This is a genomic window from Rhodococcus sp. NPDC059969 (assembly GCF_042738325.1).
GTDB lineage: Bacteria > Actinomycetota > Actinomycetes > Mycobacteriales > Mycobacteriaceae > Rhodococcus_F.
This window is the reverse complement of sequence record NZ_JBHWUF010000004.1, coordinates 271508-288268: the sequence shown is the minus strand read 5'-3', so window position 1 is coordinate 288268 and position 16761 is coordinate 271508. Positions and strand designations below refer to the sequence as shown.

At 62.8% G+C, this 16761-nt stretch carries 13 protein-coding genes; 6 read left to right on the top strand and 7 right to left on the bottom strand.

Annotated elements, in window-relative coordinates:
* Positions 1 to 186 precede the first annotated feature (186 nt).
* Positions 187 to 1677 carry a glycerol kinase GlpK gene (glpK, locus tag ACFWAD_RS15120; RefSeq protein ID WP_378545033.1) on the bottom strand — a complete coding sequence of 497 codons (1491 nt, stop codon included), beginning with the start codon at positions 1675 to 1677 and terminating at the stop codon, positions 187 to 189.
* A gap of 108 nt (positions 1678 to 1785) precedes the next feature.
* Here glpK and ACFWAD_RS15115 point away from each other — a divergent pair, with 108 nt between their 5' ends.
* From ACFWAD_RS15115 to ACFWAD_RS15105, 3 genes are all read left to right on the top strand, one after another.
* Positions 1786 to 3528 carry a glycerol-3-phosphate dehydrogenase/oxidase gene (locus ACFWAD_RS15115; protein WP_003940825.1) on the top strand — a complete coding sequence of 581 codons (1743 nt, stop codon included), beginning with the start codon at positions 1786 to 1788 and terminating at the stop codon, positions 3526 to 3528.
* A gap of 99 nt (positions 3529 to 3627) precedes the next feature.
* Complete coding sequence (locus ACFWAD_RS15110) at positions 3628 to 4170, top strand: hypothetical protein (RefSeq protein WP_378545030.1); 543 nt, start codon at positions 3628 to 3630, stop codon at positions 4168 to 4170.
* A 50-nt stretch (positions 4171 to 4220) separates the two neighbouring features.
* Positions 4221 to 4937 (top strand): GAF and ANTAR domain-containing protein, encoded by a 717-nt coding sequence (locus ACFWAD_RS15105; RefSeq protein WP_378545027.1) that lies wholly within the window; start codon positions 4221 to 4223, stop codon positions 4935 to 4937.
* Here ACFWAD_RS15105 and ACFWAD_RS15100 read toward each other — a convergent pair.
* On the bottom strand, positions 4906 to 5853 hold the full coding sequence (locus ACFWAD_RS15100) for a LysR family transcriptional regulator (protein ID WP_378545024.1): 948 nt from the start codon (positions 5851 to 5853) through the stop codon (positions 4906 to 4908). The genes ACFWAD_RS15105 and ACFWAD_RS15100 overlap by 32 nt on opposite strands.
* 153 nt (positions 5854 to 6006) lie before the next feature.
* Between ACFWAD_RS15100 and ACFWAD_RS15095 the strand changes: the two genes are divergently transcribed.
* Positions 6007 to 7383 (top strand): MFS transporter, encoded by a 1377-nt coding sequence (locus tag ACFWAD_RS15095; protein WP_378447674.1) that lies wholly within the window; start codon positions 6007 to 6009, stop codon positions 7381 to 7383.
* On the top strand, positions 7380 to 8123 hold the full coding sequence (locus ACFWAD_RS15090; RefSeq protein ID WP_378545021.1) for a 3-hydroxybutyrate dehydrogenase: 744 nt from the start codon (positions 7380 to 7382) through the stop codon (positions 8121 to 8123). Before ACFWAD_RS15095 ends, ACFWAD_RS15090 begins: the two co-directional genes overlap by 4 nt.
* 36 nt (positions 8124 to 8159) lie before the next feature.
* On the opposite strand, the gene ACFWAD_RS15085 is transcribed toward ACFWAD_RS15090, so the two are convergent.
* The 3 genes from ACFWAD_RS15085 to ACFWAD_RS15075 form a co-directional block, all read right to left on the bottom strand.
* Positions 8160 to 9044 (bottom strand): aldo/keto reductase, encoded by an 885-nt coding sequence (locus tag ACFWAD_RS15085; RefSeq protein ID WP_378545018.1) that lies wholly within the window; start codon positions 9042 to 9044, stop codon positions 8160 to 8162.
* Between the two features lie 101 nt (positions 9045 to 9145).
* On the bottom strand, positions 9146 to 9682 hold the full coding sequence (locus ACFWAD_RS15080) for a hypothetical protein (protein WP_378545015.1): 537 nt from the start codon (positions 9680 to 9682) through the stop codon (positions 9146 to 9148).
* A 17-nt stretch (positions 9683 to 9699) separates the two neighbouring features.
* Complete coding sequence (locus ACFWAD_RS15075) at positions 9700 to 10641, bottom strand: oxygenase MpaB family protein (RefSeq protein ID WP_378545012.1); 942 nt, start codon at positions 10639 to 10641, stop codon at positions 9700 to 9702.
* A gap of 103 nt (positions 10642 to 10744) precedes the next feature.
* On the opposite strand from ACFWAD_RS15075, the gene ACFWAD_RS15070 reads away from it, so the two are divergent.
* Positions 10745 to 11314, top strand: coding sequence for a TetR/AcrR family transcriptional regulator (locus ACFWAD_RS15070; protein ID WP_378545009.1), 570 nt, complete (start codon positions 10745 to 10747; stop codon positions 11312 to 11314).
* Here the strand turns inward: ACFWAD_RS15070 and ACFWAD_RS15065 are convergent.
* Both ACFWAD_RS15065 and ACFWAD_RS15060 read right to left on the bottom strand, forming a co-directional pair.
* Positions 11301 to 12092 (bottom strand): DNA-formamidopyrimidine glycosylase family protein, encoded by a 792-nt coding sequence (locus tag ACFWAD_RS15065; protein WP_378545006.1) that lies wholly within the window; start codon positions 12090 to 12092, stop codon positions 11301 to 11303. The two genes, ACFWAD_RS15070 and ACFWAD_RS15065, sit on opposite strands and share 14 nt — an antisense overlap.
* A gap of 63 nt (positions 12093 to 12155) precedes the next feature.
* Positions 12156 to 16703, bottom strand: a complete 4548-nt coding sequence (locus tag ACFWAD_RS15060; RefSeq protein WP_378545003.1) for an ATP-dependent helicase — start codon at positions 16701 to 16703, stop codon at positions 12156 to 12158.
* Between the last annotated feature and the right edge of the window lie 58 nt (positions 16704 to 16761).

Here is a 16761-nt window from a genome sequence, read left to right as displayed (position 1 = left end):
GCATCATTCGCGGCGCCGAAACGTGGCGCGCCTGAATGAGATTCGCAGAGTGGTGTAGGTCACGTCCAATACCAAGTTGGTCGCCTATTGATACCTCTGGAGTATCAATAGGCGACCAGGATCAGCTTTTCCGGTATTGAAGACGCCTGACGGGTGATCCGGTGTCAGCCCGGGAGATCGGAGTGATTACTCGGACCAGTTGTACGTCCTCTCGACGGCCTTGTTCCACTCCGCGTACAGCCGTGCCCGTTCGGACTCGTTCATCGCCGGTTCCCACGTTTGGCCGACGGCCCAGTTGTTGCGGATGTCTTCGGTGTCCGCCCAATAACCGATGGCAAGGCCCGCTGCGTATGCGGCACCGAGTGCTGTTGTTTCGTTGACCACCGGACGGATGACGGGAACTCCGAGGATGTCCGACTGGAACTGCATCAGGGTTTCGTTGACCACCATGCCGCCGTCGACCTTCAGGGCGGACAGTTCGACGCCCGAATCCGCACGCATCGCGTCGATGACCTCGCGGGTTTGGTATGCCGTCGCCTCGAGTGCCGCGCGGGCAAGGTGTCCCTTGTTGACGAAGCGCGTCAGGCCGACGATGACGCCGCGTGCGTCCGGTCGCCACCGAGGTGCGAACAGTCCCGAGAACGCGGGCACGAAGTAGGCGCCGCCGTTGTCCTCGACACTTGCGGCGAGCGGCTCGATGTCCTTGGCGTTCTGAATGATTCCGAGATTGTCCCGAAGCCACTGGACCAAGGATCCCGTCACCGCGACGGAACCTTCGAGTGCATAGACGGCGGGGGCTTCGCCGAGTTTGTAGCAGACGGTGGTCAGCAGTCCGTGCTTGCTGTGAACCGGCTTCGTTCCCGTATTGAGGAGCATGAAATTGCCGGTGCCGTAGGTGTTCTTGGCTTCACCCTCGGAGAGGCAGGCCTGACCGAAGGTCGCTGCCTGTTGGTCACCGAGAATTCCGGCGACCGGTACTCCGGCGAGATTGCCGCGAGGGCGGCCGGTGCCGTACACCTCGGAAGAACTACGGATTTCCGGGAGCATCGACATCGGGATTCCGAAGTCCGCACAGATCGATTCGTCCCACTGGAGGGTCTCGAGATCCATGAGCATCGTGCGTGACGCATTGGTGACATCTGTCACGTGAACACCCTCGGTCAAGTTCCACACGATCCACGTGTCGACAGTGCCGAAGCACAGCTCCCCGGCCTCCGCTTTGTCTCTCGCTCCGTCGACGTTGTCGAGAATCCAGCGGATCTTTGGCCCGGCGAAGTAGGTCGAGAGCGGTAGTCCGGTCTTGTCTCGGTACTTGTCCGGCCCCTCGTCTCCGCCCAGTTCGACGCACAGTTGATCGGTGCGCGTGTCCTGCCACACGATCGCGTTGTAGACCGGCTTGCCCGTCGAACGCTCCCAAACGACGGTCGTCTCACGCTGATTCGTGATTCCGACGGCACCGATGTCGGCGCGTGTGAGATCGACCTTCGCGAGCGCTCCGGCGACCACCTCTCGGGTGTTGATCCACAGCGCAACCGGGTCGTGCTCGACCCAACCGGCGCGCGGGAAAATCTGTTCGTGTTCTTTCTGCGCAACGCTCACCACAGCGCCGTCGTGATCGAAGATCATGCAGCGGCTCGACGTCGTGCCTTGGTCGATGGCGGCGATGTATTGATTCACTGTGCTCCTAGGTTCGGGCGCGTTCGTGGTAATCCGTGCGCTGTCGCAGTATGTGGATCAAGCTACTAGCCTGTAAACGGATTCGTCGTCGACTTACAGGAGACCGGGTTGAGTAAGCAGCAAGGTGCGCAGTTTCTCGGCCCGCAGCAGCGTGAAGCTGCTTGGGAACAACTTCAGACCGAGCAATTCGACGTCGTCGTGGTCGGTGGCGGTGTGGTCGGTGTCGGAGCTGCACTCGATGCGGCAACCCGCGGACTCAAGGTTGCGTTGGTCGAGGCTCGTGACTACGCATCCGGCACGTCCAGCCGCTCGTCGAAGATGTTCCACGGCGGTCTCCGCTATCTCGAGCAACTCGAATTCGGTCTCGTTCGTGAGGCGTTGCGTGAGCGCGAACTCTCGCTGACCACGCTGGCGCCGCACCTGGTCAAGCCCCTGAAGTTCCTCTTCCCCTTGGCTCACCGCGTGTGGGAACGCCCGTACATGGCCGCGGGAATCTTCCTCTACGACCGGATGGGTGGCGCAAAGTCGGTCCCCTCCCAGAAACACCTCACCCGGGCGGGCGCACTGCGCATGTCGCCGAGTCTCAAGCGCAGTTCGCTGACCGGTGGCATCCAGTACTACGACACGGTCGTCGACGATGCTCGGCACACCATGACCGTCGCACGCACCGCTGCACATTACGGCGCAGTCGTTCGAACGTCGACCCAGGTCGTGGGCTTTCTGCGCGAGGCGGACCGGGTCTCGGGAGTTCGTGTTCGCGACTGCGAAGACGGACGTACCGCCGAGGTCAAGGGGCATGTCGTCATCAACGCGACCGGTGTCTGGACGGACGAGATCCAAGCGCTCTCACGTCAGCGTGGACGGTTCCGGGTGCGGGCCTCGAAGGGCGTACACATCGTCGTCCCACGCGATCGCATCGTCAGTGAAGCCGCCATCATCCTGCGTACCGAGAAGTCGGTGCTGTTCGTCATTCCCTGGGGCAGTCACTGGATCATCGGAACCACCGACACCGACTGGAACTTGGATCTCGCCCACCCCGCGGCAACGAAGGCAGATATCGACTACATCCTCGGCCATGTGAACTCCGTCCTGGTCACGCCGTTGACGCACGCCGACATCGACGGTGTGTACGCAGGCCTGCGTCCGCTGCTTGCCGGTGAGAGCGACGAGACGTCGAAGCTGTCGCGCGAGCACGCCGTTGCCCGTGTGGCTCCCGGCCTGGTCGCCATCGCCGGTGGAAAGTACACGACGTATCGGGTCATGGCGGAAGACGCCGTCGACGTCGCAGCAGAAGACATTCCGGCGCGAGTGGCGTCGTCGATCACGGAGAAGGTGCCGCTCGTCGGCGCCGACGGATACTTCGCGTTGATCAATCAGACTGTGCAACTGGGCGAGCAGTACGGCTTGCATCCGTATCGCGTCAAGCACTTGCTCGATCGGTACGGTTCGCTCATCACCGAGGTCCTCGAACTCGGCCGGCAGACGCCGGAGTTGTTGCAGCCCATCACGGATGCGCCCGACTACCTTCAGGTCGAAGCTGTGTACGCGGCTGCGGCCGAGGGGGCACTGCACCTCGACGACATCCTTGCCCGCCGCATGCGCATCGCCATCGAGTACCCGCATCGCGGTGTCAACTGCGCGCAACAGGTTGCCGGATTGGTTGCCCCGATTCTCGGTTGGGATGCCGCCACCGTCGAGCGCGAGGTCGACACGTACCGAGCGCGCGTCGAAGCGGAGATCGAGTCGCAGACCCAGCCGGACGACGAGTCGGCCGACGCCTTGCGCGCCGCAGCGCCGGAGTCTCGGGCCGAGATCCTCGAGCCTGTCGTCGTGGTGCCGGATCGGGTTTGATTCGCCTGTCGTTTGTTCTCGGTCCGCCGTGGGTAGACGGGTGTCGAATCACCACCCGTGTCAGCACAGACCGGTCGAGCGTCGCCCAGGAGGATCCCAATGTTCGGTAATCGGTCGAGATCTGCTGAGGAACACATAGCCACCGGCTATCTGGTCACTCACCTGTGCGGGGCGATGGTAGGGCTGCAACTCTCGCGGTCACTCTCGGACTCGTACGGCGCCTGGGCTGACGGTGAGCTCGATTCGTTGCCGGGCGAGCTCGAGTACGAGATCGAACAGCTGCTCCAACTGATCGAGGACACGCAGGGCATATCGCTACCGCGGTACTCGAAGATCGACGCGACGGTCAATCGGATCAGACGTCTCGTCCACGTCGACGCCATCTGGCGCAACCGCCTCGTGAAGCTGGCGACACTCGAGATCATGCGGACGGCTCTGTGTGGCAAGAGTGCGATGTGGGAGGTCTTGCGAGACGTTCCGGCCGGGGAGACGGAGGAGCAGTACCGCGAGCTCAACGACCTGGTATCCAAGCAGATCACCACCGTGACGGCTCTGCATCACCGCGCAGCCACGGAAGCTTTTCAGGGGACGGACGGCCGGGAATCGGCCAGGGGCGGCGACCCTATCCGCTCGAGTAAGTAAGGTTTGTACCGTTCGATGAAGAATTCGATGAACGGTAGACCCCGAGGTGTATGGAGATGGCTGAGCGCGACCAAGCACTGACAGATCCCAAGGCAGTGTTCGCGGCGTTGGCGGAGATCCTCTACTCCGCAGCAGACAGCGCCGAGGTGTACTCCGCGATCTGTTCGGCGGCTGTCGAGTTGATTCCCGGTTGTGATCACGCAAGCCTGATGCTGCGACGGGGGAACACCAACGTCACGGTAGCGGCAAGCGACGAGATTGCCGAACACGCAGACGATCTCGAACGGGCCACGGGGGAGGGGCCGTGCATCGACGCCCTCGACACGGAGGCGCCGCAGCTCGAGTCGGACCTTCGCACACCGAGTCAGTGGCCCGAATTCGCGCGGAAAGTAGTGGCGGAGACACCCATTCGCGGTTCGATGGGGTTCCGACTGATGGTCGATCGTCAGAAGTTCGGTGCCCTCAACCTCTTCTCGGATACTCCGGGGGCTTTCACGGAATCCGCTGCCGACCACGCGATCATGTTGGCGTCATTTGCGTCCGTGGCAGTCACTGCGCTCACGCGAGGCGAGGATGCCGATTCGCTGCGGCGCGGTCTGGCCAGCAGCCGAGAAATCGGTCAGGCAGTTGGTCTGTTGATGGGACTACATCGTGTGTCCGACGACGAGGCCTTCGACATCCTGGTGCGAACCTCGCAGAACATGAACGTCAAGATCGCCGAGTTGGCACGTAAGGTCATCGTTCAGCATCGTTCGACGCTTGACTGAGCGCTTCGTTCGTCCGGGGCGAGCCGAGTAGTTGAGATCGCTTGCGATCCACAGTCTCTCGGAGAGTCGTCACCACAGCTGCCACTTCCGGGCGTCGCAAGGATTCCGAACGGGCCACCAACCAGTAGGAAAGTTTGACCTCGATGTGAGCCGGTAGCACGCGAACCAAATCGTCGTGCTGCTCGGCCATGAAGCAGGGGAGCAGGCCGATGCCCGCGCCGGCCCGCGTTGCCTCGATGTGCACGAACACGTTGGTGGACGTGACGGCCTCCCTCATGGAGACCGTGAGCTTGCGAGCCAGATCGAGTTCGTCGACCTGCAGCATCGAGTCGATGAAGTACACGAGCGAGTGATCGGCCAGATCTGCGGCACTTTCGGGAACAGCATTCTGACGTAGATAGTCTCGGGATGCGTACAAGCCCAGCGCATAGTCGGCCAGATGGACTGCCTCGGCGCGGTGAACTTGAGGCTTGCCGACCACAACCTCGATGTCGAGCCCCGAGCGTATCTGCGACGCCTTTCTGGTTGCGACAACTATCTCCACGCTGACACGGGGATGGCGTCTGCGAACCGCGGCGCCGGCGGGGGCCGCGATGTAGGCGCTGAAGCCGTCGGTGGCCGAGACCCGCACGACGCCGTCGAGTTGCTGCTGACCGGTGGAGTCGAGTGCCAGTTCGTTCACTGCGGCCTCGATGCGCTCGGCTGCGCTGAGGGCCTGTCTGCCCAGGTCGGTCAACTCCCATCCACCGGACGAGCGAACCAGGACACGGCCGCCGAGGCTCTTCTCGAGCGAGCTGATGCGGCGCGAGATAGTGGTGTGATTGAGGCCCAAGTCGTCGGCGGCGGTGTTGAAGCGACCGGTGCGACCGACCGCGAGTAGCACCAGCAGGTCATCCGGGCTCAGTCCGAGATTCATATCTGCATTTTTGCACCTATATGGTGCGAGATTTGTCATTGTCGTGCCAAGAATCTGCACTGATACTCATCGAGTCACAAAAAATGTGCGAGCGGTCACATTCCTGATCGTGAAGAGCAGGCGAATCGCGAACTGAAGACGAGGGAGTCCACGATGAGCGTCGACAACATGCCGAAGCCCGAGAGCCAAGCCCCACCATCGGGGCTGAAGAAGGTGGTCGGCGCCTCGATGGCGGGCACCGTCGTCGAGTGGTACGAGTTCTTTCTGTACGGCACGGCGGCCACGCTGGTCTTCAGCAAGGTCTTCTTTCCCGGCGGCGGCAATGAGCTGGATGCGATCATCGCGGCTTTCATCACCTACGCCGTCGGATTCGCCGCCCGACCACTCGGCGGGATCGTCTTCGGATACTTCGGAGACAAGTTCGGTCGGAAGCAGTTGCTGCAGTTCAGTTTGCTGCTTGTCGGTGCCGCGACATTCCTGATGGGCTGTCTGCCGACCTACGGTCAGATCGGCTACTGGGCACCGGCACTGCTGGTCACGCTGCGCTTCATTCAAGGATTTGCAGTGGGCGGTGAATGGGGTGGGGCGGTACTCCTTGTCGCCGAGCACAGCCCGAATCGATCTCGCGGGTTCTGGTCGTCCTGGCCTCAGGCCGGCGTGCCGATGGGCAATCTGGTCGCGACGGTTGTGCTGTTGATCCTGACGTCGACGCTCTCGGACGAATCCTTCATGAGTTGGGGTTGGCGCGTGGCCTTCTGGCTCTCCGCGGTCATCGTTCTGGTCGGGTACTACGTTCGGACCAAGGTCACCGACGCTCCCATTTTCATTGCGGCACAGAAGGAAGCAGAGCTGGTCAAGGCAACCTCGTACAGTGTTTTCGAGGTGGTCAAGCGCTACCCGCGTGGAGTGCTGACCGCGATGGGCCTGCGTTTCGCCGAGAACGTCATGTACTACCTCGTGGTGACCTTCTCGATCACCTATCTCAAGGTCGTCGTCCATGCGGACACGGCGCACATTCTCTGGTGGATGCTGATGGCACACGCCGTACACTTCGCGGTGATCCCGTTGGTAGGCAAGCTGTCCGACACGATCGGTCGACGCCCGGTGTACATGATCGGCGCCGTCACAGCCGGAACGTGGGGATTCTTCGCCTTCCCGATGATGAACAGCGGGCACAACGCCGTCATCCTGTCGGCAATCATCATCGGACTCGTCTTCCACGCCTTCATGTACGCCGGACAACCCGCGATCATGGCCGAGATGTTCCCGACCCGGATGCGCTATTCCGGTGTCTCCCTGGGGTATCAGGTGACTTCGATCGTCGCCGGCTCGCTGGCTCCGATCATCGCGACAGCACTACTGAGCAAGTTCGACTCCTCGGTCCCCATCGCGATCTATCTGCTGCTGGCCTCCCTGGTCACCATCGTCGCAGTCATTTTCGCGCGTGAGACCAAAGGAATCTCGCTCGAGTCCGTCGACGCCGCTGACGCCCGTGTTCTCGCCAACGAGCGGGCCGGTGTTCCCGCGTGACGCTCTCTGGCAAATCGGCTCTGGTCACCGGTGGTGCGAGCGGGATCGGCGAGGCTTGTGTACGGATGCTCGCTGCCCGCGGCGCCCACGTCACCGTCGCTGATCTCGACGACGTCGCAGCGACGGCGCTGGCCGAGGAGATCGACGGCACTGCGTGGGCGGTGGATCTCCTCGACACCGACCAACTCGTAGATCTGGCACTCGAGACGGACATCCTTGTCAACAATGCAGGTATTCAACGGGTCAGTCCCATCGAGGATTTCGACGTCGAGGACTTCCGGAGGATCCAGCGCCTCATGGTCGAAGCGCCGTTCCTCCTCGCTCGGTCTGCCCTGCCGTACATGTACCGCAACGGTTTCGGCCGCATCGTGAACATTTCCTCGGTCCACGGGCTCCGCGCTTCGGCCTTCAAGAGTGCATACGTCACGGCGAAGCACGGACTCGAAGGACTGTCGAAAGTTGTTGCGCTCGAAGGCGCCCCACACGGTGTCACCAGCAACTGCGTCAATCCGGGCTACGTCCTGACACCCCTCGTCCAATCCCAGATTGCCGACCAGGCAAAGGTTCACGGCATCAGCGAATCCGAGGTTGTCGAGAAGGTGATGCTCACCGAGAGCGCGATCAAACGGATGGTCGAGCCGGCGGAGGTGGCATCCCTGGTGGGATGGCTGACGTCGACCGAGGCGTCGATGGTGACGGGGGCGTCGTACACCATCGACGGTGGCTGGAGCGCCAGGTGAACCACTCAGGCTGCTGAGTTGTTCAGGCTGCCGGGTTCAGGCTTCGGGGATCTCGATTCCGAACTTCTCGCGGGTGATGACCTCGGGCTCGGGACCGCCGCGCACTCCGGTGTCGAGTGCGTCGATTGCGGAGAGTTCTTCGGCTGTGAGTTCGAAGTCGAACACGTCGAAGTTCTCCGCGATGCGCGAGGGAGTCACCGACTTGGGGATCACCTGTCGGCCTTGCTGAAGGTGCCAGCGCAGCATCACCTGCGCGGGAGACTTTCCGTGAGCGGCCGCGATCGCTGCGATGGTGGCGTCTTCGAGAGTCGAACCGTGGGACCCGTCGCGGTAGAACGTGATTCCGCCGATCGGTGACCATGCCTGCGACAGAATGCCGTGATCGGCGTCGGCCTCGAGCAAGGCCGACTGCCTGAAGTACGGATGGACCTCGATCTGGTTGACCGCCGGCACCACGGACGTTGCGCCCAGGAGCCGGGTGAGGTGGTCCGGCATGAAGTTACTGACTCCGATGGCACGGACCTTGCCGTCTGCCAGCAGCGTTTCCAGTGCCTTGTACGCGTCGATGGTGCGTTCGAACTCGCTCGGCAAGGCTTGGTGGAGGATGAGGAGGTCAAGGTGTTCGACACCGAGCTTGCCTGCGCTCTTGTCGAAGGCGTGCAGAGTCTCGTCGTATCCGTAGTCGGTGATCCAGACTTTCGTTTCCACGAAGATCTCGTCGCGATCGAGGCCGGATCGCCGGATCGCCTCACCGACGCCCTTCTCGTTGCCGTAGGCCGCAGCAGTGTCGATATGGCGATAACCCGTCGACAGCGCGGACTCGACGGCGGCGACTGTTTCGTCCGGCGGTGTCTGGTAGACGCCGAAGCCCAACGCCGGAATGTCGAGACCGTTGTTCAGTTTCAGACTCGGAATGCTCATGTCGTCCACGGTAGCGACGGACCGGGTTCCGCGGGAGTGACTGCTCAGCCGGGTAACGGCAGTACCCCTTCAGGCCAGGGAATTCGCGATCGGGAGACTCGTCAATGAGTGAGCACTATCTTCAATCCGACGATCAGAGTTGCGACGGCGGCCAGGGCAAAGGCCGCGAGGTGTGTGTTGGTACCGACTTTCTCACCGTGAAGTCGGCTGATCACGTAGCTGGTGGAACCGATCCGCAGGATCAAGACGATCTCCGCGATCAACTGCGCCGTCCGCGGTTCCAGGATGTTGAACCACGCCGTCGCGAGAATGACGACAGGAACAACCGCGGAGGTGAGGATCGGGACGGAATCGCGAAGCGAGTCGATTCTTTCCGCGGTGGTCAGGCGGCGGTCGTTGCGAATGCTTTCGCCGACGCTCTCGGCGAATGTGTGGGCGATATACGTCGACAATGCCGTGCCAACCACGATCGCGGCGCCCAGCGATTCCTGAGATTTCGTCACCGGTATGAGTGCGGCGAGGACAAGAATGTTGCCGTAGATGTACGCGGTGGTTCTCGCCGCCACACGTTCTTGTCCCAGCGGCGAACCGTGAGAGGTGATCGGCCGGTTCAGCAGGGTTCGCAGGTCCCACTCCATGCTCAGAGCATGGCAGATCAGACCCTCGGGCTGTAGTGCATCGGATTATCTCGCTGTTCGAGCGGGGGCAGATTGCGCGCCGGCGTGTGGACCAGTGGTGCGTCGGCGGGGATCCGGCCGCTCGCTCGATCCCATCCTGCGCGAGCGCGTGGCTGAAACCGGTATCGCCACGGTACCAATCGGAAGACGGCGTTGACGCTTCGGCCGACAGCGGTGTGAATTCTCTGATCTCGGCTACTCCACGAGTAACCGAGAAGGTCGCGAACAGGTTGGTCGTACATGCCCACCGTCAGCCACACGAATCCGCGTGCGAGGGGAATCCGCGCGAGTCGCCACAACGGATCGGGAAGCCAGGTCATGTACGGGGGCTTTCCGAGGCCGGACAGGTCCAGGACGTCGCGGGTTGCCTTGTTGTCTTCGAGTACGTTGCGGCACATGTGGTCCCAGTACTCCTGAAATGCTTCCCAGGTCTCGGGAACCGGGCGCATGCTCATTCCGTACAGGCGATACCACTGAATGTGTTCGGTGAAGAGCTGTCGTTTCTGGGCCTCGGTCAAGCCACCGGAGAAGTTGTCGGCCGTGACGATGGTGCCCATGAAGAATGTTGCATGCGCCCAGTAGAAGGTGTCGGGATCGAGGGCGTGGTATCGGCGCCCCAACTTGTCGATGCCCTTGATTCGCGTGTGATATCCGCGGACTTCTTCGGCTGTCTGCTGCGCGCGATCGCCGTCGAACACCACGCCCGCAATGGGATACAGCGATCGGTACAGCCGTTCCCAGCGCTCGTCGAAGAACTGCGAGTGCTCCTCGACGCCGGCGCCGAGCCCTGGGTGCATGTTCTGCATCGAACCGGCCCAGACGCCTTGGAGCATCCCGCGCCAGTCGCCGAAATACTTCCAGGTCAGGGAATCCGGGCCGAGAGGAACCGGGGTGCTGCTGTCGTCAAGTTGACTACGCATGTTGTCAGATTAGGATCGACAACAGCGGTAGTCAAGGATCGAATACCGGTTGAATCGAATTCCGGTTGCATCGAAGAGCCAGTATCGGCGAAGTGGGGAAGTTGTGAGCATCGAAGAACGCAGGGCCACTCGAAAGGCGACGTTGTTCGACGTCGGAGTGACACTGCTCGGTGCGGTCGACGGTCCGGCCGTCAACGTGCGTGCGGTCTGCAAGGCCGCCGGTCTGACCGAGCGGTATTTCTACGAAAGCTTCACCGATCGCGATCAGTACGTTGTTGCGGTCCACACGTTTGTCGCCGAGCGCGCGCAGTCGGCGCTTGCGTCGGCAGTGGAGTCGGAGACGACATCCGAGGCCGTCGCCACCGCTGCGGTCGACGCTTTCGTCAAGCTCATGGTCGACGATCCGGCGATGGGGAGAGTGCTCCTGATCGCCCCGCTCTCGGAACCTGTCTTGAGTGGACGCGGTATCGAATCGATGCCGGCGTTCGTGGATCTGGTGTACGACCAGTTGTCCGAGATCGCTGATCCCGTGGACAAGCAACTGGTGGCCGTCGGACTGGTCGGGGCGTTGTTCACGCTGTTCATCGGTTACCTGGACGGCACGATCGTGGTAGACCGCGAACGATTTGTCCGCCACTGCGTCAGGCTGCTGATCAACGCTAACCGGGCGTGAAGGGCTGGCAGGCCGGGCAGAAGAAGATATTTCGCTCGGTGAGCTGATCCGGTCCGAGGGTATCTTCTCTGATGCGGGTTCCGCATCGGCGGCACGGTTTTCCGCGCCTGCCGTACACCCACGTCTGCCTACCTGGACGGGTGTCGCCGGTCGTGACCCGGATGCGACGCGCCTTGTTGACGTTGATGGTGCGGAACGACAAGTCCACTATCGCGTCGAGATTTCCGGCGAGGCGCGTCGGTGTTTTCGGATGAATGCCTCGTAGGAAGCAGATCTCGTTGCGGTACACGTTGCCCAGTCCGGCCATCACCCGCTGATCCAGGAGCGCGATTCCGATCGGTTCGGAGTCGGCAGCCCGAAGATTTCGGGCGGCCACGGAACTGTCCCAGTCGGTCCCGAGCAGATCCGGTCCGAGATGCCCGAGCGCCTCCTGTTCCTGCCCGAGTTCGAGGATCTCGGTGATTCCCAGTGAAAAACCCACTGCTACAGAGTCTTCGGTGGCCAAGATGATGCGCGCTTGGTGGGCTGGTCTGCGCCAGCGCTCGCCGGGGCGATAAATCTGCCACTGACCTTCCATCTTCAGATGCGTGTGAATGGACGCCTCGCCCACTCTGATCAGGAGATGCTTTCCGCGGCTGGCGACGGAATCCACGCGATGGCCCGACAGATCAACGGTGGCATAACGAGGAACGCGGACGTCGCAGGTGGTGAGTACCTTCTCGGCTAGGGCCGCTCGCAGTTCGTTGGCGGCCCGCCACACGGTATCGCCCTCAGGCATGGTCGCCGCTCCCACACTTCAGGATCTCAACTGCCACGATCTCAATCATCATGACCCCAATCCTCATGACCGCAACCGGAATCCGCGAGGGGTGGCCGCGAAGCCGGCTTCGACCAGGACCGGAGCGAAGTCGTTGCCGTGGATGGTCTCTCCGTCGACCTTCTCCACTACCAACTTGTCGATAGCGCGAGAAGTCACCTTCTGAGCAAGTGACAGTGCTGCCAGGCGCAACGTTCCGCCGTCGTCGGTGAATGTCAGGATCGTGCGACCGCCGCGCTCGACGAACAGAACCAACTCACCCTCCACCAGAACTACCAATGCGCCGGCTTTTCGTCCGGGCCGGTGCCCAGGGGATTCCTCGCCCCCCGACGCCGGCCACGGCAGCGCCGCGCCGTACGGGTTTGCCGGATCGCACGCCGCGAGAGTGACTGCAGCCGAGGAGGTGTGGCGTCCCTCGATGGAATCACCGAACGTGCGCAAGCGGTCCACCACGGGAGGCGTGGAGAACTGGGCGCCGCCCAAGGTGTCCACGAAGTATCCGCGTCGAGCGCGGCCGTTGTCCTCGAACGTGCTCAGTACCTTGTAGATCAACGCGAAACCGCCCGGCACGTTCTCACTCATCACCGAACCGCGGGTGACCACGCCGTACCGTTCGAGCAACAGATCGGCCGTGGCGTGCGCCCGGATGGTCGGATCCGGTTCGACGGCTGGCAGTTGGAACCACCGACCGGAGGCAGTTGCCGGTCCGGTGCGAGCGGGCGTGGAAGCGCGGGCCATTCCGCGGTACGGACGGGCCCGCGGAACACGGCGAGGTGATCGGTGACTGGTTGTTGTTCTAGTGGTGTCGGAGAGAAGTGCGCGAAGCGGTGCGACGGTGTCGTTTCCGATGTGTCCGAGCCACACCAACTCCCACAGTGCCGTCGTCACCGCGCTGTCGACCGTGTCCGCAGCCGACTCCGTAGTTCGCAACGCGTCGACCAACTGTCGGAAGAAGTAGGCACCGCCGCCGGACAACAGGTCGAGGATGCGCTTCTGCAACTCCGAGACGTCGGTGTCGGCGGGCGAATTGAGCGTGATCGGTGCCAGGTCGGCGGGGTGCAGCACTACCCACCCGTCCTTGCCGGAGATTGCTCCGGATCCGGACCACAGGACTTCACCGGTCGACGTGAGTTCGTCCAACATCGCGGGAGAGTAGTCGGCGACACGACTCGGCAGGATCAACGATTCGAGAGCCGACGCCGGAATCGGAACTCCGGCGAGTTGATCGACCACCGTTGCAAGACCGTCGATTCCGCGAAGCGTGCCGCCCACGTGCTGCCAGCTGGGAAGGAATCGTCCGAGCGTTGCGGTACTGACCGGCTCGACCTCTTGGCGTGCAGCGGCGAGCGAGCGGCGGCGTAGGCGGCGCAGGACCTCGGCGTCGCACCATTCGCTTCCGGTTGACGCCGGACGGAATTCGCCTTCGAGGACACGCTTTTCGAGTGCGAGTCGACCGAGAACGTCACGTGCGACGGAAACCCCGATACCGAACCGTGCGGCAGCGTCGGCGAGGGTGAAGGGGCCGTGGGTGCGGGCATAACGGCTCAAAAGATCGTCGAGAGGTTGATCGACCGGCTCGATGAACGCGGCGGGAACGCCGATCGGTAGGGGAACGCCGAGTCCGTCGCGAAGGCGCGCGGCGTCTTCGACGACGGTCCACCAGCTCTCGCCCGCATACGAGACGTGGAGGGCACGTTTGTCCGTAACCAACTTCTCGAGCCACGAGAGCGGGTCCTCGAGACAACGATCGGTGACTTCTTCGGTGGTCAGCGGGCCGAGCATGCGCAGGAGGTCGGCAACACCCTCGAGATCCTTGGCCTTGCGGTCGGGCGCGAGCCGTTGCAGCTCACTTTCGGCCTGCTCGATCACTCCGGCGTCGAGTAGCTCGCGCAGTTCGACGCGCCCCAGCAGTTCGGCCAACAGCGTGGAGTCCAGCGACAGTGCGGCAGCGCGTCGCTCGGCGAGGGGACTGTCGCCCTCGTACATGAATGCGCCCACATAGTTGAACAGGAGCGCACTCGCGAACGGAGACGGCGAGGCCGTCTCCACCTCGACGATTCGGATCTGCCGTTTCTCGATCTTGCCGAACAGTTCCTTCAGCGCAGGCAGGTCGTAGACGTCCTGCAAACACTCCCGCACCGTCTCGAGCAGGATCGGGAATGTCGGGAACTTTCGGGCGACGTCAAGCAGTTGTGCTGACCGCTGACGCTGCTGCCACAGCGGTGCACGTTTTCCGGGATTACGGCGCGGGAGAAGTAGTGCGCGGGCGGCACATTCGCGGAATCGGGAAGCAAACAGCGCGGAGCCGCCCACCTCCTGGGTGACCAGATCTTCGATGTCTTCGACGTCGAAGGTGAACAGTTCGGCGCCGGGAGGTTCGTTCTCGGTGTCCGGGAGCCGGATGATGATGCCGTCGTCGGAGGCTGTCGGGCTGGAATCGACCCCGTATCGTTCCTGGAGGCGCGCGCCGATCGCGAGCGCCCACGGCGCGTGAACCCGTTGGCCGTACGGGGAATGCAGCACCAGACGCCAGTCACCGAGTTCGTCGCGGAAACGCTCGACCACCAGCGTGCGATCCGACGGTACCTGCCCGGTGGCATTCTTCTGCTCACCGACGAGTTGGATCAGATTGGTGGTCGCATTGTGATCGAGCCCGCCGACTCGGCAACGCTCGACGACGTCGGCCTCGTTACCGAGGGCCGTCTCGCGGACGAACTGTCCCAACGCCTGCCCGAGTTCGGCGGGGCGGCCGAGTCCGTCGCCGTGCCAAAAGGGCAAACGACCTGGCATGCCGTAGGCGGGGCTGACCAGAACCCGATCGAAGGTGATCTCCTCGATCCGCCAACTGGTGGCGCCGAGCGCAAAGACGTCGCCGACCCGGGATTCGTAAACCATTTCCTCGTCGAGTTCGCCGACGCGTGACGCTTTCTCGCCGACCATGTAGACGGTGAAGAGGCCGCGGTCGGGGATGGCGCCGCCGGAAGTGACGGCCAAACGCTGCGAACCCGGGCGCCCCGTCAGAGTATTGGACTCACGATCCCACACCAGGCGCGGACGTAATTCGGCGAACTCGTCCGAGGGGTACCGCCCGGCGAGCAGATCCAGAGTCGACTCGTACGCCGAACGGGGAAGTGTTGCAAAGGAACCGCTTCGGCGCACGGTCTCGAACCAGTCGTCGACGTCGATCGGTTCGAGTGCGGTGGCCGCAACAGTTTGCTGGGCGAGGATGTCGAGGGGATTGGCCGGAACGGCCATCGCTTCGATCTTGCCTTCGACCATGCGCTCGACCGTCACCGCGCAATGAATCAGGTCGGTGCGATGCTTGGGGAAGACAACGCCTCGCGATATCTCACCGACCTGGTGGCCGGCGCGACCGACACGTTGCAGCCCGCTGGCAACCGAAGGCGGTGCCTCGACCTGAATGACCAAGTCGACGGCGCCCATGTCGATTCCGAGTTCGAGACTGCTGGTGGCGACGACGCATCGCAATCGACCCGATTTGAGGTCGTCTTCGATGAGGGCGCGCTGGTCCTTGCTGACCGATCCGTGGTGGGCGCGAGCAAGGAGAGGTTCCGCGCCGTAGTTGACCTCGGTGGGAGCCCCGATCTGCGCGGGTGGTCGTGGCAACTTGTCGAGGACGAGGCCGGCGCGCTCGGCATGAATTTCGTTGAGTCTGGCCGTCAATCGTTCTGCGAGGCGGCGAGAGTTGGCGAACACGATGGATGATCGGTGATCGAGAACGAGGTCGACGATCTGTTCCTCGACGTGGGGCCAGATCGAACCGGCTTGCGGGGTGGGGGATTCGGAACCCTCGGCCGGCGTCGCAATACCCAATTCCGTCATGTCCTCGACGGGAACACGGACGGTGAGGTCGAAGGTCTTGGCGGCAGGCGGCGCCACGATCCGGATGGGTGCCGAACCAGCGAGGAAGCGCCCGACCTCCTCGTGCGGACGAACCGTGGCCGACAATCCGATGCGCTGCGCCGGACGGTCGAGCAAGCCGTCCAGACGTTCCAGGGAGAGCGCAAGGTGTGAACCCCGCTTGGTACCCGCCACCGCGTGAACCTCGTCGACGATCACGGTGTCGACGCCGACCAGTGTTTCCCGGGCAGCGGAGGTGAGCATCAGGAACAACGACTCCGGCGTGGTGATCAGGATGTCCGGAGGCCGCTTGATCAAAGAGCGCCGATCGGCCTGGGAAGTGTCACCGGAACGGACACCGACGGTGATCTCGGGCGGAGTGAGGCCCAGACGCTTCGCAGTCTGTGTGATGCCGACCAGCGGTGCGCGAAGGTTTCGTTCGACGTCCACACCCAGCGCTTTGAGCGGCGAGATGTAGAGGACTTTGGTGGTGCGTTCGCCCTCGTCCTTGGCTGCGAGCTGATCGAGCGCCCAGAGAAAGGCGGACAATGTCTTGCCGGAGCCGGTGGGTGCGACGACAAGTGTGTGAGAGCCACTCGCGATGGATTCCCAGGCACCGAGCTGCGCAGCGGTGGGAGCGCTGAAAGCACCGCCGAACCACTCGCGTGTTGCGGGCGAGAATCTGTCGAGGACATTGGTCACGACCACCATATTGCCCCTTCCCACCGACAGCGTGTTCGTGCCCGCAGCCGAAGTGCAGAGCATACTA